Annotated in this window: 16 protein-coding genes; 5 read left to right on the top strand and 11 right to left on the bottom strand. The window is 36.1% G+C overall.

What is annotated here, in order from left to right:
- Window positions 1-448 precede the first annotated feature (448 nt).
- Complete coding sequence (locus FEZ18_RS14180) at window positions 449-1,888, top strand: SLC13 family permease (protein ID WP_153268930.1); 1,440 nt, start codon at window positions 449-451, stop codon at window positions 1,886-1,888.
- Window positions 1,889-2,457: 569 nt separating this feature from the next.
- On the opposite strand, the gene FEZ18_RS14175 is transcribed toward FEZ18_RS14180, so the two are convergent.
- Window positions 2,458-4,371: a CocE/NonD family hydrolase gene (locus FEZ18_RS14175; protein ID WP_153268929.1), complete on the bottom strand. Its 1,914-nt coding sequence runs from the start codon at window positions 4,369-4,371 to the stop codon at window positions 2,458-2,460.
- Between the two features lie 213 nt (window positions 4,372-4,584).
- Here FEZ18_RS14175 and FEZ18_RS14170 point away from each other — a divergent pair, with 213 nt between their 5' ends.
- From FEZ18_RS14170 to FEZ18_RS14155, 4 genes are all read left to right on the top strand, one after another.
- Window positions 4,585-6,549: a YgiQ family radical SAM protein gene (locus FEZ18_RS14170; RefSeq protein ID WP_153268928.1), complete on the top strand. Its 1,965-nt coding sequence runs from the start codon at window positions 4,585-4,587 to the stop codon at window positions 6,547-6,549.
- A 278-nt stretch (window positions 6,550-6,827) separates the two neighbouring features.
- Entirely contained in the window at window positions 6,828-9,161 is a 2,334-nt protein-coding gene (locus tag FEZ18_RS14165) for an ATP-dependent helicase (RefSeq protein ID WP_153268927.1), read from the top strand.
- A 201-nt stretch (window positions 9,162-9,362) separates the two neighbouring features.
- Window positions 9,363-9,983 carry an L-threonylcarbamoyladenylate synthase gene (locus FEZ18_RS14160; RefSeq protein ID WP_153268926.1) on the top strand — a complete coding sequence of 207 codons (621 nt, stop codon included), beginning with the start codon at window positions 9,363-9,365 and terminating at the stop codon, window positions 9,981-9,983.
- 59 nt (window positions 9,984-10,042) lie between these two features.
- Window positions 10,043-11,437 (top strand): DUF819 domain-containing protein, encoded by a 1,395-nt coding sequence (locus tag FEZ18_RS14155; protein WP_153268925.1) that lies wholly within the window; start codon window positions 10,043-10,045, stop codon window positions 11,435-11,437.
- 100 nt (window positions 11,438-11,537) lie between these two features.
- Here FEZ18_RS14155 and FEZ18_RS14150 read toward each other — a convergent pair whose 3' ends face one another.
- From FEZ18_RS14150 to FEZ18_RS14105, 10 genes are all read right to left on the bottom strand, one after another.
- Window positions 11,538-11,990: a heavy-metal-associated domain-containing protein gene (locus FEZ18_RS14150; protein ID WP_153268924.1), complete on the bottom strand. Its 453-nt coding sequence runs from the start codon at window positions 11,988-11,990 to the stop codon at window positions 11,538-11,540.
- A 34-nt stretch (window positions 11,991-12,024) separates the two neighbouring features.
- Window positions 12,025-13,761, bottom strand: a complete 1,737-nt coding sequence (locus FEZ18_RS14145; RefSeq protein ID WP_153268923.1) for an efflux RND transporter periplasmic adaptor subunit — start codon at window positions 13,759-13,761, stop codon at window positions 12,025-12,027.
- 159 nt (window positions 13,762-13,920) lie between these two features.
- Window positions 13,921-14,394 carry a DUF305 domain-containing protein gene (locus FEZ18_RS14140; RefSeq protein ID WP_153268922.1) on the bottom strand — a complete coding sequence of 158 codons (474 nt, stop codon included), beginning with the start codon at window positions 14,392-14,394 and terminating at the stop codon, window positions 13,921-13,923.
- Between the two features lie 18 nt (window positions 14,395-14,412).
- Window positions 14,413-17,175: a heavy metal translocating P-type ATPase gene (locus FEZ18_RS14135; protein ID WP_153268921.1), complete on the bottom strand. Its 2,763-nt coding sequence runs from the start codon at window positions 17,173-17,175 to the stop codon at window positions 14,413-14,415.
- 132 nt (window positions 17,176-17,307) lie between these two features.
- Complete coding sequence (locus FEZ18_RS14130; protein ID WP_153268920.1) at window positions 17,308-17,865, bottom strand: helix-turn-helix domain-containing protein; 558 nt, start codon at window positions 17,863-17,865, stop codon at window positions 17,308-17,310.
- Between the two features lie 60 nt (window positions 17,866-17,925).
- The gene (locus tag FEZ18_RS14125) at window positions 17,926-18,513 is read right to left on the bottom strand and encodes a transposase (protein ID WP_228122777.1); all 588 of its coding nucleotides are present in this window, start codon (window positions 18,511-18,513) and stop codon (window positions 17,926-17,928) included.
- Between the two features lie 59 nt (window positions 18,514-18,572).
- Window positions 18,573-18,959 carry a DUF302 domain-containing protein gene (locus FEZ18_RS14120; protein ID WP_153268919.1) on the bottom strand — a complete coding sequence of 129 codons (387 nt, stop codon included), beginning with the start codon at window positions 18,957-18,959 and terminating at the stop codon, window positions 18,573-18,575.
- 88 nt (window positions 18,960-19,047) lie between these two features.
- Window positions 19,048-20,283, bottom strand: a complete 1,236-nt coding sequence (locus FEZ18_RS14115; protein ID WP_153268918.1) for a TolC family protein — start codon at window positions 20,281-20,283, stop codon at window positions 19,048-19,050.
- A 16-nt stretch (window positions 20,284-20,299) separates the two neighbouring features.
- Window positions 20,300-24,196 (bottom strand): efflux RND transporter permease subunit, encoded by a 3,897-nt coding sequence (locus FEZ18_RS14110; RefSeq protein ID WP_153268917.1) that lies wholly within the window; start codon window positions 24,194-24,196, stop codon window positions 20,300-20,302.
- A 189-nt stretch (window positions 24,197-24,385) separates the two neighbouring features.
- Entirely contained in the window at window positions 24,386-24,799 is a 414-nt protein-coding gene (locus tag FEZ18_RS14105) for an HYC_CC_PP family protein (RefSeq protein ID WP_228122775.1), read from the bottom strand.
- Window positions 24,800-24,810 lie beyond the last annotated feature (11 nt).

The raw sequence follows: 24,810 nt of genomic DNA, 5'->3' as shown, positions 1-24,810 counted from the left end.
GCATAGAAGAAAAACAGCTAAATTTGAATCGTTTTTCAGTCCTTCAATACACTTTTAAAGTTGTCTTGCTATTCGTTATATTCCGGCTGAACAATTGTGCATAAAAAAAGAGATTCTTTATGTTCAAGATGCTTATAAGCAGCATAATGAAACAATAATTTTATCGAACAGTCTAATAACTTGCCGTTATTAATTCGGAAAGCAAAACTACTCAGGATTAAATTAAAAGTCTCAATTTAAGGCATAAAACTTTCTAATGAAAGCAAGTAAACAGGTATGCCATGTTTTACGGTATTCTAAAAAATATAAAACACTAAGGATTTCCCAATTAAATTTATACTTTTAGACCTTAATGAAGAGAACAACTCATACGATGTCGTATAGCTAGTTTGTGAGGCTATTTTTTTTGTTCTTTTTTTAAACTCAACTAGACTAAAAACGATTTAAGATGACCAATCCTAAAAAAATTATAGCCTTAATATTAGGGCCATTATCCTTTATAATCTTAACTTTTTTTAACCCACCCGAAGGAATGTCCGATTCTGCTTACTTCATGGTTGGTGTCACATTATGGATTGCTATTTGGTGGGTTACAGAGGCCGTTCCCATTGCAGTAACCGCATTATTACCAGTGATTTTATTTCCAACTACGGGTATCATGAAAATATCGGAGACTACAGCTGCCTACGGTGATAAATATATATTTCTGTATTTAGGCGGTTTTTTCTTGGCAATAGCTATTGAAAAATGGAACTTACATAAGCGTATGGCGTTACATATTATCAAACTGATAGGAACCAATATTTACAAAGTAATTCTTGGTTTTATGGTAGCTACGGCTTTTTTATCGATGTGGATTTCTAATACGGCGACTGCGGTGATGATGTTGCCTATTGGCATGTCTATTGTCTCTCAATTAAAAGATAATCCAACAACTGTAGAAAATGAGAACGCTATTTTCGGAAAAGCTTTAATGCTAAGCATAGCGTATTCAGCGTCAATTGGTGGCATTGCCACCTTAATTGGTACGCCACCAAACTTGGTCATGGCGGGATTTGTTCTAAAGACTTATGGGATAGAAATTACTTTCGGACAATGGTTTCAATTCGGTTTGCCAATTTCAATATTATTATTGACGATAGCATGGGTTTATTTAACACGTTTTGCCTTTAAATTTGAACAAAAAGAATTCCCTGGAGGTAAAGACGAAGTCAATCGATTACTACAAGAGTTAGGTCCCATAAAATATGAAGAAAAAATTGTTTTATTGGTTTTTGTTTTAACCGCACTGTGTTGGATTACACGTTCTTTTTTACTTCAAGACTTAATTCCCGGAATAGACGATACGATTATTGCTATTGGAGCTGCAATCCTCTTATTCATATTACCAACAAAAAAGAGAAACGACCGCATTATTAATTGGGGTGACGCCATAAGAATACCTTGGGGGATTATTTTGCTTTTTGGCGGAGGTATGGCACTCGCTGCAGGTTTTCAAGAAACGGGTCTCGCTTTATGGTTGGGGAATCAAATCGATTTATTAACTGGAATTTCCCTTGCGCTTTTAGTTGTTATTATTTTATTTTCCGTAAATTTTTTAACAGAAATAACTTCTAATCTGGCCACAGCAGCCATGTTACTGCCAATTTTAGCGCCAGTTGCTGTGAGTTTAGGTGTAGATCCCTTTATTCTTATTGTGGCTGCCACGACAGCAGCGTCATGTGCTTTTATGCTTCCGGTAGCAACACCTCCAAATGCCGTGGTGTTTGGCTCTGGCTATTTAGAAATAATCGATATGGTAAAATCAGGTTTCTGGATGAATATCATTTCAATAGTCATTTTATTTGTGTTTGTTTACATAGTGCTACCTATTTTGTGGGGGCTTTAAATGAATGATCTTTTATTCAATGTAATTGGTAAATTTATATGCTGTACTCAAAAACAAGTTAGTCATAGACAACACGATATGGTTTTATGCTTTTACTAGCACATACTTTTCTAGAATTATATGTTAACTACTTCTTTGATTGTCCGCTATTTGTCATAAACCTATAAATTAGTAACTTATGATGACATCTTTGTACCGTCACGAAAATAAATATTTATTTTTATTCCGCGTAAATCTGCGCAATCTGCGGGATAATTCTTCCTTATCTAATATTTGTTTTCTCGCTGATTTCGCAGATGAACGCAGATTTTTTCGTCGTATGATGAAAAACGGACATACAACTACTTCTTTAAGCATAGCTTTTAACAAACTCAATGTTATGTAAATAACGATTCTACATTTAAATATACAATGCAAAGCAGCCCAATTTTTATATTGGGCTGCTTTTTATTTTAAATGATTTAGATTTCTGTTTTTAGTTTCTTAAACATACAATGTATGAATACTTTTAACCTATAAAAAAATCTAATACCAATTTAATTATGAAATGTCGTATGGTTAATTTGGTGTTAATTTAAAACCGTAAACTCAATCTTACTATCGGTAAAAACAGTATGTGTTTGTGTTTTAAAATCTTTTTCATCGGCCTTGTAAATATTATCTACATAGGTTTGTGGGTTCAAATCAATTAATGGAAAACATGTACTTTGAACTTGTATTTGCAATTTGTGTCCTTTTTTAAACGTATGAAAAACATCTTGCAGTTTTATATTTACTGCCGTTTTCTTATTAGGTGTAAAAGGTTCGGGATTTGAAAAGCTATTTCTAAATCGACCACGCATCACTTCACTGCGTACCATCAAGTGGTAGTTGCTTAGTTTTAAGTGCGATTGCATGTCTTCGTTATCATTTTCTAAATCGCCAGGATGCACATCAACGACTTTTACAATCCAATCGGCAGCAGAGCCTGTGGTGGCAACTTGTAATTGGGCTAATATATCTCCTGCAAGCGTAAAGTCTTCAGTTAAGACAGGAGTTTCAAAAACCAAAACGTCTGGTCTGCGAGCCGCAAAACGCTGATCGTCTGTCATGTATTTACGAGGTGTGAAAACCGTTTTTATATCTTCAGAATAAGGCACGGGTTTCTGTAAATCACTTACAAATTTTATTTCACTAACGCCTTTTTGATTAGAAGTCAATTCTTGATTTTCAGATAAAAAGAAGGCTTGTTTTTTAGCATCTTTAGGCGGCCAAACAGCATAAGACTGCCATTCTTTTTTACCCGTATCGAAAACATAAGCTTCTGGTAATCCGCTGTCTTTAGAGCCACTTCCTTTTAAGAAATGATTAAAGAATTTTGTTTCAATATCCTTTTGATATTTTAATGAAATCGAATCGCCAAAATAATAATTCCCTACAGTGTTTTTTACTTTATTTCTAGACCATCCGCCATGATCCCAAGGGCCAAATACCAAGGTGTTGTAATTGTTTGGTTGATGCTTCTCAATGTTCTTATAAGTTTCTAAAGGACCGTACAAATCTTCAGCATCAAACCAACCACCAACTACCATGGTGGCAACGGTGGGCGCAACTTTATCTAAATGCTGTATAATGCCTTTACTTTGCCAAAGGGTATCGTAATTAGGATGTTCTACAATTTCCTTCCAAAAGAAATCGTCGATATGGTATTTGTCGACAACAGCGGTAGTATCTGTATGGTATTGAAAATATTGGTTTAAATTTTTTAAAGGGCCTTTGTCTAAGAAAAACTGATATTGATCTTGAGTTTTCATATCTGGAAACTTATACCAAGCCGAATCGGTGGGTTGGTCTTTATAAGTACCAAATAAAGGAATCGCATTAAAATAGCTTAACAAAAATGCACCATTATGGTGAAAATCATCAAAAAAGAAATCGCCAATACTGGCTTGTGGCGATGCTGCCTTTAAAGCCGGATGCGCATCAATAGTAGAAACCGTGGTATAAAATCCAGGGTAAGAAATCCCCCAAGTACCGACATTACCGTTATTATTTTCAATATTGTTTACTAACCAATCAATGGTGTCGTAAGTATCGGTAGTTTCGTCGGTTTGGTTTCCCGTTTTATTAGGGATATAGGCACGCATATTATCATAAACCCCCTCACTCATCCAACGGCCGCGAACATCTTGATAAACAATAATATTGCCTTCTTTCATAAGGTGTAAATTGGGACCGATATTCTTTCTAAAGGCATCATCACCATAAGGTCTGCAGCTGTAAGGTGTGCGTTGTAATAAAATAGGGTAGGCTTGGCTCGCATCTCTAGGAGCGTAGATGGTGGTATGTAATTTAGCGCCATCCCGCATAGTAATATTGACCTCTTTTTTGGTGTAATGATCTTGAACAAAAGTGTTACTAATCTCAGTGTTTTTACTGTCTTTTGGAGTGCAATTCGTAAAAATAAGCAAAAATAAGACTGAGAATTTTAAAAATATTTTCATACTTTTGGTTTTTTGGTTGTCGTAAATATATAAATTTAATAGAAAAATGAGCTTTTTTAATTTTTAAATACGCCTCTTGAAATGGGCGATTAAGCTTAAAAAACCCATTTATGTTATCTCGTGGTGACTTTAAATTTGGGCCGAGTTTTATCACAGAAGCTGCTTTGCCTGAAGGTAGAAATATAAACTTAAAACATCGTATCTTTGCAGGGTATGAAAATAAGACGTGTTTCAGATTGGTTACCTACTACAAAAAAAGAGGTTAAAATTAGAGGGTGGGACGAGCTAGATGTCATCCTTTTTAGTGGCGATGCCTATGTAGATCACCCCTCGTTTGGACCTGCCGTCATTGGACGTATCTTAGAAAGTTACGGATTACGGGTAGCTATTGTGCCACAACCTAGTGTAAACGACAATTTGCAGGATTTTGAAAAACTAGGGATACCACGTTTATTTTTTGCAGTTACTGGGGGCTGTATGGACCCCATGGTGAGTAATTATACCGCTAGTAAACGCCGTCGAGATAAAGATGCTTATACCCCCAATGGGGATAAAGGTTTTAGACCAGATTATGCAACTTCGGTGTATTCTAAAATATTAAAAGAAAAATTTCCAGATATTCCTGTTTTAATAGGAGGGATTGAAGCGTCTTTACGTCGTGTAACCCATTACGATTATTGGTCTGATAAATTATTGCCAACCATCTTAGAAACCTCTAAAGCAGATATGCTAGTGTATGGTATGGGCGAACAACCTTTACGTGAAATTGTAGAATTATTACAAAAAGGGGTGCCGTTTTCAAGTCTAAAAACCATCAAACAAACTGCTGTTTTTGTTAATAAAGACGAGAAAGTTCCGAAGAATAAAAACTGGGAAGATGTAGAAATTAACTCGCATGAGGCTTGTTTAAAAGATAAAAAAACATTCGCCTCTAATTTTAAAGTGATAGAGCAGGAGTCGAATAAATTAAAGGCACGACGAATTTTTCAGCAAGTGGGAGATAAGATGCTGATGATAAATCCACCTTACCCCACCATGACCGAAAGTGAAATTGATGCCTCTTTCGATTTGCCTTTTACGCGTTTACCACACCCCAAATACAATAAACGCGGACCTATACCAGCGTTTGAAATGATTAAGTTTTCCATAAACGTGCACCGCGGCTGTTTTGGGGGTTGCAGCTTTTGTACCATTTCGGCTCATCAAGGTAAATTTATAGCCAGTCGTAGTCAAGAATCGGTATTAAAAGAAGTGGATGCGGTTACTAAAATGGACGATTTTAAAGGTTATTTGTCTGATATTGGGGGGCCATCTGCCAATATGTATAAAATGAAAGGAAAAATACAGTCCATTTGCGATAGGTGTGTGGCACCGTCTTGTATTTCGCCTGTAATATGTAGTAATTTAGACACGTCTCACAAGCCTTTAACCGATTTATACAAAGCCGTTGATGCCCATCCAAAAGTTAAAAAATCATTTATTGGAAGTGGTATTCGTCATGATATGTTGGTGCCTGAATTTAATAAAAATGCCGACCCAAAGGAACTGGATGCCTATACCGAAGAAGTAATGACCAACCATGTTTCTGGACGCTTAAAAGTGGCTCCTGAGCATACCTCAGATCCCGTTTTAAAGCTCATGCGTAAACCTTCATTTAAATATTTTCATTTGTTTAAAGAACGCTTTGATCGAATAAATTTAAAGAAAAAATTAAAACTTGAATTAATTCCTTATTTTATCTCTAGTCATCCAGCTTGTGAAGATGAAGACATGGCCAATTTAGCGGCCGAAACAAAAGATATGGGCTTTCAGTTAGAGCAAGTACAAGGCTTTACGCCAACGCCTATGACGGTTGCCACGGTGATTTATTACAGCGGTTATCATCCCTACACCTTAAAACCCACAAAAACAGCAAGAACGGCTAAAGAGAAAGAAAATCAACACCGTTTTTTCTTTTGGTATAAGGATGAGAATCGAAAATGGATAAAAGACCGATTAACTAAAGTAGGTCGCCCCGATTTATTAAAGGTTTTATTACCCGAAAATACATCGTGGAAAAAGAATAAGAAGGCAGGTAAAACAAAAAATACTTTTGATGATACGGTCACACCTTTTAATCCGAAGTTTAAAAAACATAAACGCAAATCTAAAGGCGATTCTAGACGCAAAAAACGATAGATGATAAGCTTCTCAGTACCATAAAATTTTAGACATCAAGTAAAGCGTTTTTATCTCGTTTGTTTACCTAAATTTTTGGTTAAATAGATATTGTTATTGGTTATACAAGTCTTAACGACTATGCCATAACTTGACTTATTATCAAATTAATAATTTGGCATATCGTATTTAAATGGTGCCAAAAGTGACTGGAATTTCAAATTGTTTATAATTATTGATAATTCCCCTTAATTAAAAGCGCAACATTAGTTAATTTCACAGCTTAAAATGAAAATGAATTGGAAAAGTATTTAAGTCAGTTAAACGAAGCACAATTAGAACCTACCATACAAATTGACGGCCCTATGATAGTAATTGCAGGTGCTGGCTCTGGAAAAACACGTGTGCTTACCTACCGTATTGCCTATATGATGAGTAAGGGTATCGATCCTTTTAACATCTTATCGTTAACGTTTACCAATAAAGCGGCACGCGAAATGAAAGAGCGTATTGCCAGTATTGTTGGAGCAAGTGAAACCAAAAATTTATGGATGGGTACCTTTCACTCTGTATTTGCAAAAATTTTACGTATTGAAGCCGATAAGTTGGGTTATCCCAGCAATTTCACTATTTATGATACCCAAGATTCTGATAGATTAATAGCCACTATCATTAAAGAAATGAACTTGGATAAAGATATTTATAAATACAAACAAGTACGTTCGCGAATTTCCTCATATAAAAACAGTTTAATTACAGTACGCGCTTATTTTCAAAACCCAGAGCTTAAAGAAGCCGATGCCATGGCAAGAAGACCACGCATGGGTGATATTTACAAGGAATTTGTAGACCGCTGTTTTAAAGCAGGAGCGATGGATTTTGATGATTTATTATTGAAAACCAACGAACTTTTAACGCGTTTTCCTGAAGTACTAGCGAAATACCAAAATCGTTTTAAATATATTCTTGTTGATGAGTATCAAGATACTAACCACTCGCAATATCTAATCGTGAGAGCACTGTCAGATAAGTTTCAAAATATTTGTGTAGTAGGGGACGATGCCCAGAGTATTTATGCCTTCCGAGGTGCTAATATTAACAATATATTGAACTTTCAGAAAGATTATGACGATGTAAAGGTTTTTAGGTTAGAGCAAAATTATCGATCCACAAAAAATATTGTAAACGCCGCAAATTCAATCATTGATAAAAACCAAACCAAGCTAGACAAAGTGGTTTGGACTGCGAATGACGAAGGACCATTAATTAAAGTAAACCGCTCGTTAACCGATGGAGACGAAGGGCGTTATGTGGCTAGTACCATTTGGGAAAGCAAGATGAATCATCAATTAAAAAATAGCGATTTTGCTATTTTATATCGTACCAATGCACAATCGCGTGCCATTGAGGATGCTTTGCGAAAACGCGATATCCCGTATAGAATTTATGGTGGCCTATCGTTTTATCAGCGTAAAGAGATAAAAGATGTTTTGTCCTACCTCAGACTCATCATTAATCCGGCCGATGAAGAGGCCTTAAAACGCGTCATTAATTTTCCGCCACGAGGCATCGGACAAACTACTGTTGATAAGTTAACCGTAGCCGCAAATGGCTATAACCGCACTATTTTTGAGGTGATGAAAAACATTGATAAAACCAATGTTAATGTTAATTCTGGAACCAAATCTAAGCTTCAAAATTTTGTGACCCTTATTGAAAGCTTTCAAGTACTAAATCAAACTGCCGATGTTTTTGAATTGGCAGAATATGTTACTAAAACCACGGGTTTAATAAAAGAATTTAATAAAGATGGTACCCCAGAAGGCGTGGCCAAAATGGAGAATATCGAGGAGCTTTTAAACGGAATGAAAGATTTTGTTGAAGGCCAAAAAGAAATTGCCGATACTACAGGGTCGCTTGCAGAATTTTTAGAAGATGTTGCATTGGCTACAGATATGGATGCCGATAAAGGCGATGCAGACCACGTGGCTTTAATGACCATACACCTAGCTAAAGGACTGGAATTTCCGTACGTGTTTATAGTTGGCCTTGAAGAAGACTTATTCCCTAGTGCCATGAGCATGAATACCCGTAGCGAACTAGAGGAGGAGCGCCGTTTATTCTATGTGGCTTTAACACGAGCTGAAAAACAGGCCTATTTAACTTATGCCTTATCGCGTTACCGATGGGGAAAACTGGTAGATGCTGAGCCAAGTCGTTTTATTGAAGAAATCGATGAGCAATATTTAGATATTGTAACCCCAATTGAAGAGCGCCGTTTCAATCCCATGTTGGATGCCGATATTTTTGGAGATGTAGAACCTACAAAAATTAGATATAAGCCAGCAAAACAACCCGTGTTAAAAAAAGGGAAAACAGCAAAGTCAGAGACCGAAAAATTTCAAGTTACTACGCCAAAAAATCTAAAACCAGTTGCTAAAACAAGCGGAAATACTAATTTATTTGATAGTAAATTAGTAGTGGGTAATATGGTAAAACATATTCGTTTTGGAACGGGTGAAGTCTTAAAAATAGAAGGCACGGGAGCCGATATAAAAGCCGAAATTAGTTTTCAGCACGGCGGCACGAAAAAATTACTGTTGCGTTTTGCTAAGTTGGAGGTTATTGGCTAAGCGTTATTTTAACGATAGAGCTGCATTTGTTGCTATTGGCACCCTTGAAAAGTTAAAATGCTCAGATAGATAAAGGTTTTGTAATGTAAATTACCATAGGTGAAATCATAAAAATTAAAACAACATGTAGTAAACGAATTTTAGGCACTTAAATTTTAAAAATAATAATTAATTTGTAAGCTGAATTAAAATATAGGCATTATGGCTGATTTTATAAGAATATATGAAGAAAATCCCAATCCAAAAGCGATTGAAAAGGTAATAGATGTTTTAAAACGCGGCGGTCTTATTATTTACCCAACCGATACAGTCTATGGCTTAGGTTGCGATATTACCAACATTAAAGCCTTAGAGCGTATCGCACAAATAAAGCAAGTGAAATTAGAAAAGGCTAATTTCTCTTTTGTTTGTCACGATTTAAGTAATTTAAGTGATTATGTACAGCAAATAGATACCAAGACTTTTAAAATTTTAAAACGTGCACTCCCTGGGCCGTACACCTTTATACTTCCAAGTGGTAAGTCTTTACCAAATCCTTTTAAAAAAAGAAAAACGGTTGGTATTCGTGTACCAGATAATAGTATCGCTTTAGAAATTGTTGAGAAATTGGGCAATCCTATCATATCGACCTCTATACATGACGATGATGAAGTTTTAGAGTATACAACAGATCCTGAGTTAATTCTTGAAAAATGGGGTAATTTGGTCGATTTGGTAATCGATGGTGGTTATGGTGATAATGAAGCCTCAACCGTTATAGATTTATCTCAAGACGAACCCGTTATTTTAAGAGAAGGAAAGGGGAGTTTAGAAATTTTCTAAAGGCCTTTTCATTATAAATGATAAATATTTAATTACAATACCTAAACAAACATTACTTTATGAATATAGCAGAAATAAGTAGCGATATCCCATTATTCGCTAGCGATACCATTATTTTTGGTATTTTATCTGTAGTCCTTGCGCTTATTTTTTACACATCAAGTCTGCCTCGTTTTTCTAAGTTTTATAATATTGTTCCGGCACTGTTATTATGCTATTTTATACCGTCTCTTTTGAGTTCGGTAGGCTTTATTGCCGATCAATGGATCGATGTGTCGGCAACCATAGCCCATTTACAATCGGTTTATGGCAATTTAGATGGTGTGACTAACTTAGAGAGTTTAAAAGCCTATATAATATCAAACAACATAGATTCTTCTGAATATTCCCAGTTTATGGGTAAAAGTAATTTGTACTTCGTTTCTTCTCGATATTTACTGCCGGCATCTTTAGTACTGTTAACCATGAGTATCGATTTAAAAGGGGTATTCAAGTTGGGTTCGAAGGCATTAATTATGTTTTTAACAGCTACGTTTGGTGTTATGATAGGAGGACCTTTAGCCATCTTGTTTTTTAAGTTTGTAGCTCCAGATATCCTGACCGCTGTAGAAGGTACCGAATTATGGAAAGGCTTATCGACTGTTGCAGGAAGCTGGATTGGCGGTGGTGCCAACCAGTTAGCCATGAAAGAACAGTGGGAGGTTAGCGATAGCCTTTTTAGTATCATGGCTGTGGTCGATGTTCTAGTAGCTCAAGTTTGGATGGTGTTCTTATTACTTGGCGTGGCAAAATCTGACAAAATAGATAAGTATTTTAAAGCCGATAACACATCTATTACCACACTTAAAAATAAAATGGAAAAATTTAGTTTAGAAACCGCCAGAGTGCCGTCTTTTACCGACTTGATGATTCTTTTAGGAATTGGTTTTGGTGTGACATCTATAGGGCATATTGTCGGTGATTTCTTTAAAGATTGGATACCTGAAAATGCGCCGTATTTAGTTGATTTCGGATTAGGAAGTTCGTTTTTCTGGTTAATTATTATGGCCACAACCGTGGGTGTTATTTTATCTTTTACAAAAATAAAAAGTTATGAAGGGGCTGGAGCCAGTAAAATAGGAACAGTTTTTATTTATATTCTGGTAGCTTCTATTGGTATGAAAATGAATTTAAATGCTATTATCGATAATTTAAGCTTATTTGCTATTGGTTTTGTGTGGATGATTATTCATGTGGGACTATTATTTATCGTTGCAAAAATTATAAAAGCGCCTTATTTCTTTTTAGCAGTAGGCTCTAAAGCTAATATTGGCGGTGCTGCATCTGCTCCTGTTGTTGCTGGTGCTTTTCACCCCTCGTTAGCACCTGTAGGTGTTTTATTAGCTACTTTAGGGTATGCTCTAGGGACTTATGCCGCTTTTGCTTGTGCCTTGATGATGAAGTGGGTAAGTTAATACTCCTACTTTATTTATAAAACATCCTGCTTGTCAGCCTGAATAAAAGTAAAAAAAGAACCTATTACTTCCTTTTTGTAATAGGTTCTTTTTTATTGGACTAATGCTTATGATTGGAATGATCACCTTCTTGTTGCTGGCCTGTTTGGTTCATCATCATGTCATGATCGTATTTACAACATTCAGGCAAATTGTTATAAGCCTCTAAATTACCCGTTGCTTTTTCAGTATCGTAACCTGAAGCGGCAATGGCATTATGTATGGCCATTTCATCTGTTTTTGCGTCATCAAAAGTGACATCGATTTTCTTTTTGACGATATCCCAATTTGAATTTACAACACCTTCAACACTATTAGCAGCTTTTTCGATAGTTGTTTTGCACATCCCACAATTACCTTTTACACCAAAAGACAACTCGGCCATGGCTATTTCTTGAGTTACCTCTGTGTTTGTTGATTCATCTTCTTGCTTGGCTTCATTTTTACAACTTGTGAAACCTATAGCCGCAATTAGGGCTACACTTAAAATTACTTTTTTGTTTGAAAAATTCATAGTTTAAAATTTAAATATTAATTACTAATTTTACTTATTCTATTACCTGTGTTACTTCTCCGCAAGTTAGCATGGCGTCCCCAAAATAGGGATTAAAAACTTTTTCTTCCTTACTTAACCAATACGCGCCTTTATTGTTATCTACCATTGGACAGTATTGTTGGTACACGATTTCATTAATACCGAAGACTTTAATAGCATTGGTTAATGGTATAGACAAGTTTTCAAAATGCAATCGTTGTTCCTTAATCTCAGTTGTTTTTGAGATAGCTATTGCCGCCGCTTTTATTTCGGTTTCTAAAGCCATCCAATGTTTATGCACATCATTATCTTTTAGAAGTTTCATATCCACTTTAGATATCTTTTCTATTAGTTCTTTTGATTTGCTTTGCACGGTTTTTGAATCATCCTCAACTAAAGCATCTTTTACATGGATATAATCATTAAAAACCGTTTTCAATTGATTTTGAAATGCTTCTGAAACGCTTACCCGTTTATTTTTATCTTCCCCGTTTTCATTTTTCACTTTTAGCTCTTCATTTTTGTCATCTTTATTCATCATCGAATTTTTACCCTGTAATTGGGCAGCGGCATCTACAGTAAAGGTGCCGTTTGTTACAATTTCATCACCATCATTTAAACCTGCTAAAACTTGATAGTGATCTCCAATCTGTTGACCCAAAGTAATTTTACGCATTTCGAAAACAGGCTGGTTAGGGTCGCTTTTAAGATAGACTAAAGAGCGCTCTCCGGTCCATAAAACCGCTGTTGACGGAATGGTTAGCACCGCATCTTTAGTTGAAGCACTCCGTTTTATTTGTCCTTCGACAAACATGCCTGGTTTAAACACCTGATTGGCATTGCTAAGCACTGCTCTTAATTTTACAGTTCGTGTTTGGGCATCTAAAATGGGATTTATAAAGTCCACTTTTGCCTCAAATTCTTTGTTAATATTGGCACGAGTAGTTATAGTCATGTCCTGACCTTTTTTAAATAAATCGATTTGATTTTCATACACATCAAAAAGCGCCCAAACGGAATTTAAATTGGCAATTTTAAGTAAGGGTTGTCCTTGTTTTACAAAATCGCCTTGTTCTACTAATTTTTCTGAAACCGTACCAGAAACCGTGGCATAAACTGGGAAATTTTCTTTTATTTTTCCCGATATTTCTATTTGGTTGATTTGATTTTCAGATAATTTCCATAATTTTAGTTTATTGCGAACCGCTTTGTACAATGCGGGTTGCGTTTCCTTTAGCGCTGAGGCTGTAATGAGTTCTTGCTGAGCGGCGTACAATTCTGGTGAGTAAATGCTTGCTAGTAGCTGTCCTTTCTGCACTTCTTCACCTGTGAAATTTACCTCAAGTCGTTCAATTCGTCCTGAAAAATAACTGATCTGTACAGCATTTGCTTCTTCATTGGCAACAATTTTCCCAGATAATTTGATGGTATGTTCTTCTGTGTTTTTAGAACCAACCATAGAGGTTTGGATGTTTGCCAACGCCATAGCATTTTCAGTAAGTCTAAATTGATCTGCTTGCAAACCATCGGCACCAGCTTCGGCAGGAATTAAATCCATGCCACAAATGGGGCAATCACCTGGTTCTGGCTGCATAATTTGAGGATGCATAGAGCAGGTCCACATTTGGTTGGTTTCTGCTACGGTATCGTGATTGTGCGCTGTTTTGTTGTTAGATGTTCCGCCAAAAATCATCCAACCTAAAAGTAAACCAACTACCAATATTGCGATGTAAATGATGTATTTTTTCATAATTCCTTCTGTTTTTTGTAAAGCTAACAGGTTTTTAAAACCTATTAGGTTTGGTTCCGTACTGCATTTGCGCTAGGGATTGCAGTGGAAATCCTTTTTTGTACTTTTTCGGGACAAAAAAGATTGCAACGAAAAGCCCGCTCGAGCGCCCAAATCAATCTATTTTTCGTTTTCTAATCGTTTAATCATAACTTTCATTTCCTCAATTTCTTTACGTTGGGCTTCAATAATATCATTGGCTAATTTTTTAACCTCTGGATCTTGAATATCGGCACGCTGGCTAGTTAAAATAGCAATGGAATGATGGGGAATCATCCCTTTTAACCAAAGTACATCTCCAACAATTGGTGCTTGTGTTCTAACCAAGCTTAACGCACTCACAAAAAGTATAAAACTCCCCACAAGAATGGCTATATTCTTTCTTTTATTGTTATACATGTGGCGCATAAAAAACCACATAATAACTGCCATGGTTGAAATTCCTAAACAGGTCATATAAAAACGTGTTAGACTAAAATAAACGTGGTCTATGGTATAGGTGTTTAAATACATGGTGACGCACATGGCCACAAATGAGCAACCCAACATGATAAAAAAGGTTTTGTAATGCTTACTATGTTCTGAGTTTTCCATTGTCATTTGGTTTTAAAATTAAATTTTTGTCTTTCGTAATCGCAACGCATTTCCAATAACAGAGACCGAGCTAAAACTCATGGCTAATGCCGCAATCATGGGCGACAGTAATAATCCGAAAAAGGGAAATAAGACACCTGCTGCTATTGGAACGCCTAATGTGTTGTATACCAATGCGAAAAACAGATTTTGTTTGATGTTTTTCATGACTTGGTGACTTAAATTTTTGGCTTTTACAATACCGTGTAAATCGCCTTTAACTAAAGTAATTGAGGCACTTTCTATAGCGACATCGGTTCCTGTTCCCATAGCAATGCCCACATCACTTTTTGCTAATGCTGGCGCATCGTTAATGCCATCTCCAGCCATAGCGACTACCTTGCCTTGAGCTTGTAGTTTTTCGACTTCCTTTAACTTGTCTTCTGGTAGCATACTGGCTTTAAAATCGGCTAAATTTAATGCTGTAGCAACGGCTTGTGCGGTATTGTGGTTGTCGCCTGTAAGCATAATAACAGCTATGCCTTTATCTTGAAGTGCTTTAATGGCTTTGGTACTTGTGGTTTTGATTTTATCGCCAATTACAATATAGCCCACAACATCTTCGTCAATGGCTATGAAAGACACCGTTTTCCCTTGTTTTTGATGGGTTTTTGTTGCTTCCTCCATTTTTGAAGAAATTTCGGCCTTTGCATGATTCATCATTTCTGGATTGCCTAATGCTACCCGTTTACCGCTAATTTTTCCTTCAACACCTTTACCCGTAACGGCGCTAAATTCTTCAGATTTTAACACCTTGGTATTCTGTTCTTTTCCATATTTTACAGTAGCTTGGGCTAATGGATGTTCAGAATTGCTATTTAAGGATACGATATATTGCAGAACTTTCTCTTCGGAATAATCATTACCAAAAGCAGCAACTTGTTCAACAGTTGGTTTTCCTTCGGTAATGGTGCCAGTTTTATCCACAATTAAGGTATCGACCTTGTCCATTTTTTCTAGGGCTTCGGCATTTTTAATGAGCACGCCATTTTGAGCGCCTTTACCAACACCCACCATAACAGACATTGGTGTTGCTAAGCCTAAGGCGCAGGGGCAGGCAATAATTAAGACTGCGATAGCATTCACAAAGGCATAAACATTTGCGGGTTCTGGCCCCAAAATAGCCCACACAGCAAAAGTTATCACTGAAATTAATACGACGATAGGCACGAAATAACTTGATACTTTATCGGCTAGATTTTGAATTGGGGCACGACTTCTACTCGCATCATTTACCATGTGAATAATTTGAGAGAGAAGGGTATCGCTACCCACTTTCTCGGCCTGCATTAAAAAAACTTGATTGCCATTTATGGTGCCACTGCTTACTTTATCGCCTTCAGATTTATTTACTGGAATGGGTTCGCCAGTAATCATAGACTCATCAATAGTGGTTTTGCCTTCGGTTATCGAACCATCTACAGGAATTTTATCGCCTGGTTTTACTTTTAAAATATCGTTTAATTCTATTTTATCGATGCTAACCTCGACATCTTCACCGTTCACCACCTTTATAGCTTTATTTGGAGCCAATTTTAATAATTCTTTGACTGCCGAATTGGTTTTACTATGCGCTCGAGCTTCTAGCAGTTGCCCCAAGAGCACAAGGGTTAAAATTACGGTTGCGGCTTCAAAATATACGTGAACTGCGCCAGATTCTGATAAAAACTGCTCCGGAAAAAACGCTGGAAAAAACAAGCCAAATACACTAAATATCCAAGCCACACCCGCACCAATGCCAATAAGCGTGAACATGTTTAAGTTCCAGGTTTTGATACTTCTGTAGGCGCGTTCAAAAAACATCCATGTCGCATAAAACACGACTGGTATGGATAATGCAAACTGAATCCAATTCCAATGTTTTTGCTCCAGGATACGGTATAATGGATTGTTGGGAATCATTTCACTCATCGCAATAATGAAGATGGGCAAGGTGAATGCTGAAGCTAACCAGAATTTTTTCAATAATTTTTTGTAGGTTTTTTCTTCTGATGACAATTCTGGTTGCATGGGCACTAAATCCATACCACAGATAGGGCAAGAGCCTTCTTCATCTTTAACAACCTCTGGATGCATTGGGCAAGTCCATTGCTCTGAATAGCTAGTTGATAGATTTTGTTCTTCTACCAAATCCATTCCGCAGACCGGACAATCGCCGGCTTTATTATAAGTTTTATCGCCTTCGCAGTGCATGGGGCAATAAAATACGCCAGTACCTTTACCTTTTGGTTTTTCTAGACCTAACAGGTTTTTAAAACCTGTTAGGTCTGACTCTGCATGCGCTTCACCAGAATTATGAATGCTATAGGTGCCTCCATCTTTTTTTAATGCCTTTTGAAAGGTTTCAATAGGAATCTGCGAATCCGTTTCAATAGTAGCTTCTGCCTTTTCTAAATTAACAGTGGCTTTTAAAACACCTTCTACTTTTGAGAGCAGGTTTTCAACGTGACTGCGGCAACCGTTGCAGGTCATGCCATGTATGTGATATGTGTTTTTAATTCCCACGGAAGTGGAACCCTCATCCTTTTCTGCCAAATTATGAATGCTATAGGTGTCTCCATCTTTTTTTAAAGCCTTTTGAAAGGTTTCAATAGGAATATGCGAATCCGTTTCAATAGTAGCTTCTGCCTTTTCTAAATTAACAGTGGCTTTTAAAACACCTTCTACTTTTGAGAGCAGGTTCTCAACGTGACTGCGACAACCGTTGCAGGTCATGCCATGGATGTGATATGTGTGTGTCATGTTTGTCGTATTTTAGACCTAACAGGTTTCAAAAACCTGTTAGGTATGTATCATTTTTTTAAATTCATTTTTTATTAATCAACCAAAATACATGAATCTATTGAAACTCATTTTTCTAATTCTGCATAAAGTTTATACAATTTGGTCTAGAGATTTTCTGTCCCAATCTTGTAATTTCTGATATTCACTCATCGACATTCCCGTAATGTTTTTAAACTGTTTAGCTAAATGACTGCTGGTATTATAATTTAATCTATGCGCTATTTCTGAAAAATTTAACTGCTTTAACTGAATTAATTCTTTTACTTTTTCAATTTTTAGACGTATAACATACTTCTCAAGTGTAATGCCTTCAGATTTACTAAAAGTTTTACTTACAACTGAATAGGTTTTTCCTAATTCTTCAGCTAATTGAGACGGCATAAGTTCAGTGTTCGATTTATTTATATTTTCTATGAGTCGAATTTTAATTTGTTCGACTAAAAATTCAGAAGAAGTCTTAATCAGTTCAAAACCTTCTTTATTTAAACGTTTTTCCAGCTTAGTATAGTCGTTTTTTTCAGCCTTATTAACAACAGCTTTACCCAACTCTAGAGATATAACCTCGAAGTTTTCATTGTCTAACAACTGTTTAACAATTGTTTTACAACGGTTACAAACCATGTTTTTTATAATTAGCGTACGTGTCATTTTTCTTGTACCTTAGACCTAACAGGTTTTTGAAACCTGTTAGGTCTGGATTCTTTTTTTTTATTCTAAAATTAATTCCTGTATTTTTTCAATATCTAGTTTTTTGCAATGCAATACATGTTTAAAATTATCCACATCGCTAAACAGTTCTATAACTTCATCCCGTTTTATCAATGTTTCTTGATGGCTTATCAAAGCACTATAAGATGAATGTGGATATGTTTTATAATCTTCAATTTGATGATGGGTAGCATTTGTATTTACATATACACCAAGGTTTCTTAAATAATTTTCTTCTGTAATTTTTACGCGCTTCAAATGCTCCTGAAACAAGCTCCCTCTTCTATTATACCTTTTATTAATGGCTTTAGTATAGGCATTCATCATATTCGAAATGGCTTGGTGTAAACTGTTTTTCTTATTCTTAATATCTGCTTCTAGTTGCGATTCTTCTTTGAATTTTATAATAATATGAAAATGATTTGGGAGTAAGCAATAGCTATAAACATTAGCTACTGTAACTATATATTTTTTCATCAAGACCAAGAAATACCTGTAATTTTCTTGTTCTAAAAAAATGTTTTCATTATTATTCCCCCTATTGTATAGGTGGAAAAAATGTCCAGGTTCAAAAGGTTGATGTTTCATTTTATTATTATTTAATGGTTTAGACCTAACAGGTTTTTGAAACCTGTGAGGTCTGTTCATTACAACTTATCAATAACCGATTTTAATTTATTTGTAATTTCCTCGGCAATCACTTTTAAATCAGCGTTATCTACAGCTTGCATAGAAGCCATAGGATTTACTGCTGATACTTCAATATCTCCAGAATCTAATTTCTGAACAATCACATTACAAGGCAACATGGTGCCAATCTTATTTTCTGTCAACAAGGCTTTGTGCGCATACGATGGTTGGCATGCACCCAGAATTTTGTAGTCATTAAAATTAACATCTAGTTTATTTTTGAGTGTTGCTTTAATATCAATTTCGGTTAAAACACCAAAACCTTCTGTTTTAAGTGCTTCTGTTACCTTTTCTATGGTGTCATTAAAATTTCCTTTTACTGTTTTGTTAAAATAATAGGTCATAATACTTTGTTTTTAATGTTAATAATTTAGTTTAGATCTAACAGATTTCAAAAACCTATTAGGACTGCTCAACCTTAAAATACGAAAATCAATTGGTTAAATAATTGATAATCGCAGTTTTAGCATAATAATTTTTAAGCGATTCCACTTGATTCATTTCAAATTTTAACTGTAACTCCTGAATATCTAAAATAGCATTAAAATCAATCGTTCCAGTCTCATATCTTTTAATTAAAATAGTTTCAGCATCTTTAGCTTGCTTTAGGTTTTTCTGTTGCGTGATAAATTTAATTCTCGACTGATTTCGATTTGAGATCGCTTTAGATAATTCCGCTTCTAGTGTATTTAAACGGTGTTCTTTTTGAGATTGAATTTCCAGTTTTCGAAATTCATTTTGCTTGCTTTGCGAACGGTACTTTTTATTAAAAATGGGTATAGAGACCGATAACATAGGCATGACCATATCTTTATACGAACTGGTTATCATGGGACTATTATCTTGATTAATATATTCCACACCAATACCTATCATGGGTGCACTTTCTTTTTGGTTTAACAATTCGGATTGTTCCACAGATTGATATAATTTATCATATTTAAGTAATTCTGGGTTTACGGAAAGGCTATCAAAACTAAAGAAATTATCATTTTCAGGTATTTCTAGTGAAGACACCACAAATACCTCTTTATTGTAGTCTCGATTCATGGCACTATTTAGAGCTGCTTGTATGCCTTTATATTGTTGAATTAATACGTCTTTTTCTTGCAGCAATTCGTTTTGTCTAATCTGTAATCGTAAGACATCTACGGCTGATGCTTTGCCTACCTCCACCGAAGTGAGCGCTAGCTGCTCATAGGATTGTAAGAGTGAAATATTTTTATCTAAAACCTTTTGCTTCGCACTTATTTCGTAAAGTTGATAATAGAATTGCGCCACAGAAAGTGCCAATTTTCGTTTTGCGATGGTGATGTCTATATATTGCGCATCAGCCATAGATGTGACATAATTCTCTCTAGCTGTTATGGTACCAAACCAAGGTAGCATTTGCATGACAGAAACTCGAAAACGTTCCATAGGCATGTCCATTTCAGGTTTTACAGCCATAACTCCCAAGTTAAATTCGGTGTTTGGTAAGCTATTGACTTCGTTTACCTTTTCGGAAGCAATTTTATATTTTAAATCGAATTTTTGGATTTCAGGACTGTTTGCAAGCGCTTCATTTATTAGTGTTTCTAGTTCTTGACTTTGAGATGAAAGAACAAAGAATAAAGAACAAAGAATTAAGACAGCTTTTCGGATAATTTGTAAATTAAGGTTTCTCATTGTAGATTATTTTAGTCTATTCTCTATTCTCTTTTTTCTTTATTCTATATATAACCAACTCCGCTCTCCAGCTATACAAAACGGGCACTACAAACAACGTAATCAGCGCAATTAGCATGCCTCCAAAACTCGGGATTGCCATAGGAATCATGATATCACTTCCTCGACCTGTGGAGGTTAAAATTGGTAATAAAGCTAAAATGGTGGTTGCTGTAGTCATTAAACAGGGTCTGATTCGTTTTTCTCCGGCTTCGACAATAGATGCTCTAATTTCGCTTCTGTTTTCTGGTGTGTTTTTTTCGAAAGTTTGGGTTAAATAGGTGGCCATAACCACACCATCATCGGTAGCAATTCCGAAAAGTGCAATAAACCCAACCCAAACGGCAACACTTAAATTAATAGGATGCATTTGGAACAAGTCGCGCATATTTTCGCCAAAGAAATTAAAATTTAAAAACCAATCCTGACCATAGAGCCAAATCATGATAAATCCTCCAGCAAAAGCCACTGCAATGCCGGTAAACACCATTAAAGATGTGGTTACCGAGCGAAATTGAAAGTACAGGATTATAAAAATAATGGCTAAAGCTAAAGGCACAACAACCGATAAGGTTTTCTCGGCTCGCAGTTGATTTTCGTAGGTTCCAGTAAATTGGTAATTGATACCTTTTGGAACGATTATTTCCCCAGAATCAATTTTTTGTTGAATTAAAGCTTGTGCATTTTCGACCACCGTAACTTCTGCAAAACCGTCTAATTTATCAAATAGTACATAACCGACTAAAAAGGTGTCTTCACTTTTTATTACTTGAGGCCCTTGCTCATAACGAATAGCGGCAAGTTTACTTAATGGAACAGGGTTACCAGTAGCGCTGGGTATGTAAATTTGCTCTAAATCGGATGGATTAGCACGTAATTCTCGCGGATAACGTACACGAACACCATAGCGCTCTCTGCCTTCAACAGTTTGGGTTAGTACCATGCCACCAACGGCCACCTGTAATATATCTTGTACGTCTTGTATAGAAACCCCATATCTCGCAATGTTAGCCCTATTAATATCAATTAACATATACGGTTTACCTACGATGCGGTCTGCAAAAACGGCTTCTTTTTTAACGCCTTCGGCTTCTTTAATAATCGTTTCTAATTGTACGCCAAAGGCTTCAATTTGTTTTAAATCTTGACCCTTTACCTTAATTCCCATTGGTGCTCGCATGCCGGTTTGAAGCATCACCAAACGGGTTTCAATAGGTTGTAGTTTTGGAGCCGATGTTACGCCTGGTAATTTGGTAACACGTACAATTTCGTTCCAAATATCATCTGGCGATTTAATTTCTGGTCGCCAGTTGCGGTAGAATTCGCCGTTTTTGTCTTCAATTAGTTGAGACCTTTTAACAGAATTTCCAGAAGCAATGTAACGTGTTGCTTCATCATTCTGATCATCTTTAAGAATCTCTTGATGAGATTGCTCATTGCTCGTTCCTCGCTCTGTCGGAATGACATTCGTTTTTAATTCAAACAAACCATCATCATTGACTTTATAACGTTGACGTTCACCATTGTCATTTAGCATATATTCAGGTTTATACTGAATAATGTTTTCATACATAGAAAGTGGCGCGGGATCTAAAGCCGATTCGGTTCTACCAGCTTTACCCACGACAGATTCAATTTCTGGAATACTGGCCACGGCCATATCCAACTGCTGTAAAACGCGTTTATTTTCTTCTATTCCAGAGTGCGGCATAGAGGTGGGCATTAAAAGAAAAGAACCTTCGTTTAATGACGGCATAAATTCTTTTCCTGTGTTTTTCATGATGAAAAAACCTGCAATAACAAGAGCTAAAGGAACAGATAAAAATAATAATTTGTTATCTAAACACCATCGTAAAATACGAGTGTAATACCTTCTAAATATCGTAAAAACACTCAACAAGCCAAAGCAAATAACACCTACAAAAACGAGATTCCAAAAAATACTTTTATCGACGCCTAGAGGTCTCCAATATTCTGCCAATAGAAAGACTATGGCCACTACCGAAATCAAACCATTTGCCTTTGCTAATAGTGTCTTTCCGAAAGCTAGGTTTTCTAAAGGTAAAAAATTAAATAATTTATGAAGGTTTACTATCCCATAAGCTATTAAAATAATACCCAACCAATAACCGTAAATCACGCCAGTAATTCCAGCAATAATTAAAGCGAGATTAATAATTAAAGCGACGTGTTTCCTAGTAGGTTTTCTTCGGAATAAAAACGCGGCGAATGGCGGAATTAAAAATAAGGCTACCACTATAGAAGCTATTAAAGCGAAGGTTTTTGTGAAGGCTAGAGGTCTGAATAATTTACCTTCAGAGCCTATCATAGTAAAAACCGGAATAAAACTAATAATGGTTGTTAATACCGCCGTGAGTATGGCACCAGAAACTTCTGAGGTGGCATTATAAACAATTTGATTTATTGAACGTTTGTCTTTCTGAACAGCTTGAAGAATCTCATTATGAGATTTAGCTTCGCTGAACTCACGTTCCTCGTCGCTCGTAAGACGCTCTGTAGGAATGACATTTTCACTTTCCTCGTCTAAATGACGAATAATATTTTCAGAAAGTATAACACCAACATCCACCATGGTACCAATAGCAATGGCGATTCCTGAAAGGGCGACAATATTGGCATCGACATCAAACAGTTTCATGGCAATAAATACCGTTAAAACGGCAACTGGTAGTAATCCCGAAATTAAAACTGAAGCACGAAGATTAAAAACCATAACGATAATAACCAAAACGGTAATTAAAATTTGTAGTGTTAAGGCTTCATTAAGTGTGCCTATGGTTTCTTGAATAAGCTCTGTTCTGTCGTAAAAAGGAACAATAGTGACCTGCGAAGTACTGCCGTCTGCCAGAACTTTAGAGGGTAAACCTGCACTTAACTGGTTAATTTTGTCTTTAACATTATTGATAACCTCCATAGGGTTTGCGCCATAGCGAGACACCACAACACCGCCAACAACTTCAGCACCTTCTTTATCCAAAATGCCTCTTCGTGCGGCAGGGCCTAAGGATACTTTAGCAATATCTTTAATGCGAATCGATGTGTAATTCTTAGAGGATACCACCGCATTTTCAAGGTCTGAAATAGACTTTATATAACCCAAACCACGCACCAAATATTCAACCTGATTTATTTCTAAGGTTTGTGCCCCAATATCTTTATTACTCTCCTTAACAGCTTTTACTACTTGATGTAACCCAATATCGTATTGGCGCATGAGTTCTGGATTGACATCGACCTGATATTCCTGCACGTAACCACCAATGGAGGCGACTTCAGAAACGCCGCTCGCGGAAGATAAAGCATACTTTACGTAATAGTCTTGAATACTCCTTAATTCGTGTAAATCCCAACCACCAGTTACTTTTCCGTTTTTATCCCGGCCCTCAAGGGTGTACCAGAATATTTGCCCTAATCCCGTAGCATCGGGACCTAGTGTAGGATTAACACCATCGGGTAATAAACCGCTAGATAAGGAGTTTAGTTTCTCGAGAATCCGACTTCTGCTCCAATAAAACTCGATATCTTCTTCAAAAATAATATAGATACTAGATACGCCAAACATCGAAGAACTTCTGATGGTTTTTACACCAGGAATACCGAGTAATGAAGTGGTTAGGGGATAGGTAATTTGGTCTTCAATATCTTGAGGCGATCGTCCTTCCCATGATGTGAACACGATTTGTTGGTTTTCACCAATATCTGGAATGGCATCGACTGCTACAGGATGACTTGGAAAAATTCCTAAATTCCAATTAAAAGGCGCGTTTATAGTGCCCCAACCTATAAAGAGAACGAGTAGCAAAACAGCCAAGAGCTTATTTTCTATAAAAAATTTGATGCTTTTATTGAGCATAGAATGGGATTTAAGTAATTAGTACAGGGTGTTAAGTATAGAGTATTAAGTACAGGGTACTAAGTATTAAGTATAGAGTATTAAGTACAGGGTATTGAGTACAGCGTGTTATGAAATCGTTATAAATGAAATCAAACACAGAAAAGTCCTAATGCAAAAAAAATTGCACTACAACTAATTACTAAAAAATCAAATTAAGTAAGTCTCGTCAAGCTTGTAGATTTGCCTGATAACGAGTGGTGGTCTGTATGCTTCAAATGAAGAAAGATTTTTATCTAAAGCTTCAAAACCATTAATATAAGTGTAAATATATGAAGCTAAAAACACTTGATTCTCAAAAGAAAGCGTGTCAATTCTTAGTTTTAATTCATCTTGACCATTTATAACCAATTGTTCGTCGTTACAACAATTGGCTTTAGTTATAGAACAACCATCGGTGGAAGGGTTTTGCATTTCCATGCCGCAACCCTCGGCTTTAGAAAATAATGCTGTTTCAACTAAATTACCTCCGCAAAAATGTAAATTAACAGCAAAAGACATTGTAGAGATAAGCACTACAAAAGCCATAAAAAAAGCTGTTATTTTTCGGGTAATTTGAAACATATTTCAAAGTT

This window comes from Oceanihabitans sp. IOP_32, assembly GCF_009498295.1.
GTDB classification, from domain to species: domain Bacteria; phylum Bacteroidota; class Bacteroidia; order Flavobacteriales; family Flavobacteriaceae; genus Wocania; species Wocania indica.
The sequence above is the reverse complement of the archived record's forward strand: the minus strand, read 5'-3'. Positions and strand labels throughout refer to the sequence as shown.

Coding starts and splice junctions, on each gene's coding strand:
- FEZ18_RS14180 (WP_153268930.1), top strand. CDS start 449: ATGACCAATCCTAAAAAAATTATAGCCTTAATATTAGGGCCATTATCC.
- FEZ18_RS14175 (WP_153268929.1), bottom strand. CDS start 4,371: ATGAAAATATTTTTAAAATTCTCAGTCTTATTTTTGCTTATTTTTACG.
- FEZ18_RS14170 (WP_153268928.1), top strand. CDS start 4,585: ATGAAAATAAGACGTGTTTCAGATTGGTTACCTACTACAAAAAAAGAG.
- FEZ18_RS14160 (WP_153268926.1), top strand. CDS start 9,363: ATGGCTGATTTTATAAGAATATATGAAGAAAATCCCAATCCAAAAGCG.
- FEZ18_RS14155 (WP_153268925.1), top strand. CDS start 10,043: ATGAATATAGCAGAAATAAGTAGCGATATCCCATTATTCGCTAGCGAT.
- FEZ18_RS14150 (WP_153268924.1), bottom strand. CDS start 11,990: ATGAATTTTTCAAACAAAAAAGTAATTTTAAGTGTAGCCCTAATTGCG.
- FEZ18_RS14145 (WP_153268923.1), bottom strand. CDS start 13,761: ATGAAAAAATACATCATTTACATCGCAATATTGGTAGTTGGTTTACTT.
- FEZ18_RS14140 (WP_153268922.1), bottom strand. CDS start 14,394: ATGGAAAACTCAGAACATAGTAAGCATTACAAAACCTTTTTTATCATG.
- FEZ18_RS14135 (WP_153268921.1), bottom strand. CDS start 17,175: ATGACACACACATATCACATCCATGGCATGACCTGCAACGGTTGTCGC.
- FEZ18_RS14130 (WP_153268920.1), bottom strand. CDS start 17,865: ATGACACGTACGCTAATTATAAAAAACATGGTTTGTAACCGTTGTAAA.
- FEZ18_RS14125 (WP_228122777.1), bottom strand. CDS start 18,513: ATGAAACATCAACCTTTTGAACCTGGACATTTTTTCCACCTATACAAT.
- FEZ18_RS14120 (WP_153268919.1), bottom strand. CDS start 18,959: ATGACCTATTATTTTAACAAAACAGTAAAAGGAAATTTTAATGACACC.
- FEZ18_RS14115 (WP_153268918.1), bottom strand. CDS start 20,283: ATGAGAAACCTTAATTTACAAATTATCCGAAAAGCTGTCTTAATTCTT.
- FEZ18_RS14110 (WP_153268917.1), bottom strand. CDS start 24,196: ATGCTCAATAAAAGCATCAAATTTTTTATAGAAAATAAGCTCTTGGCT.
- FEZ18_RS14105 (WP_228122775.1), bottom strand. CDS start 24,799: ATGTTTCAAATTACCCGAAAAATAACAGCTTTTTTTATGGCTTTTGTA.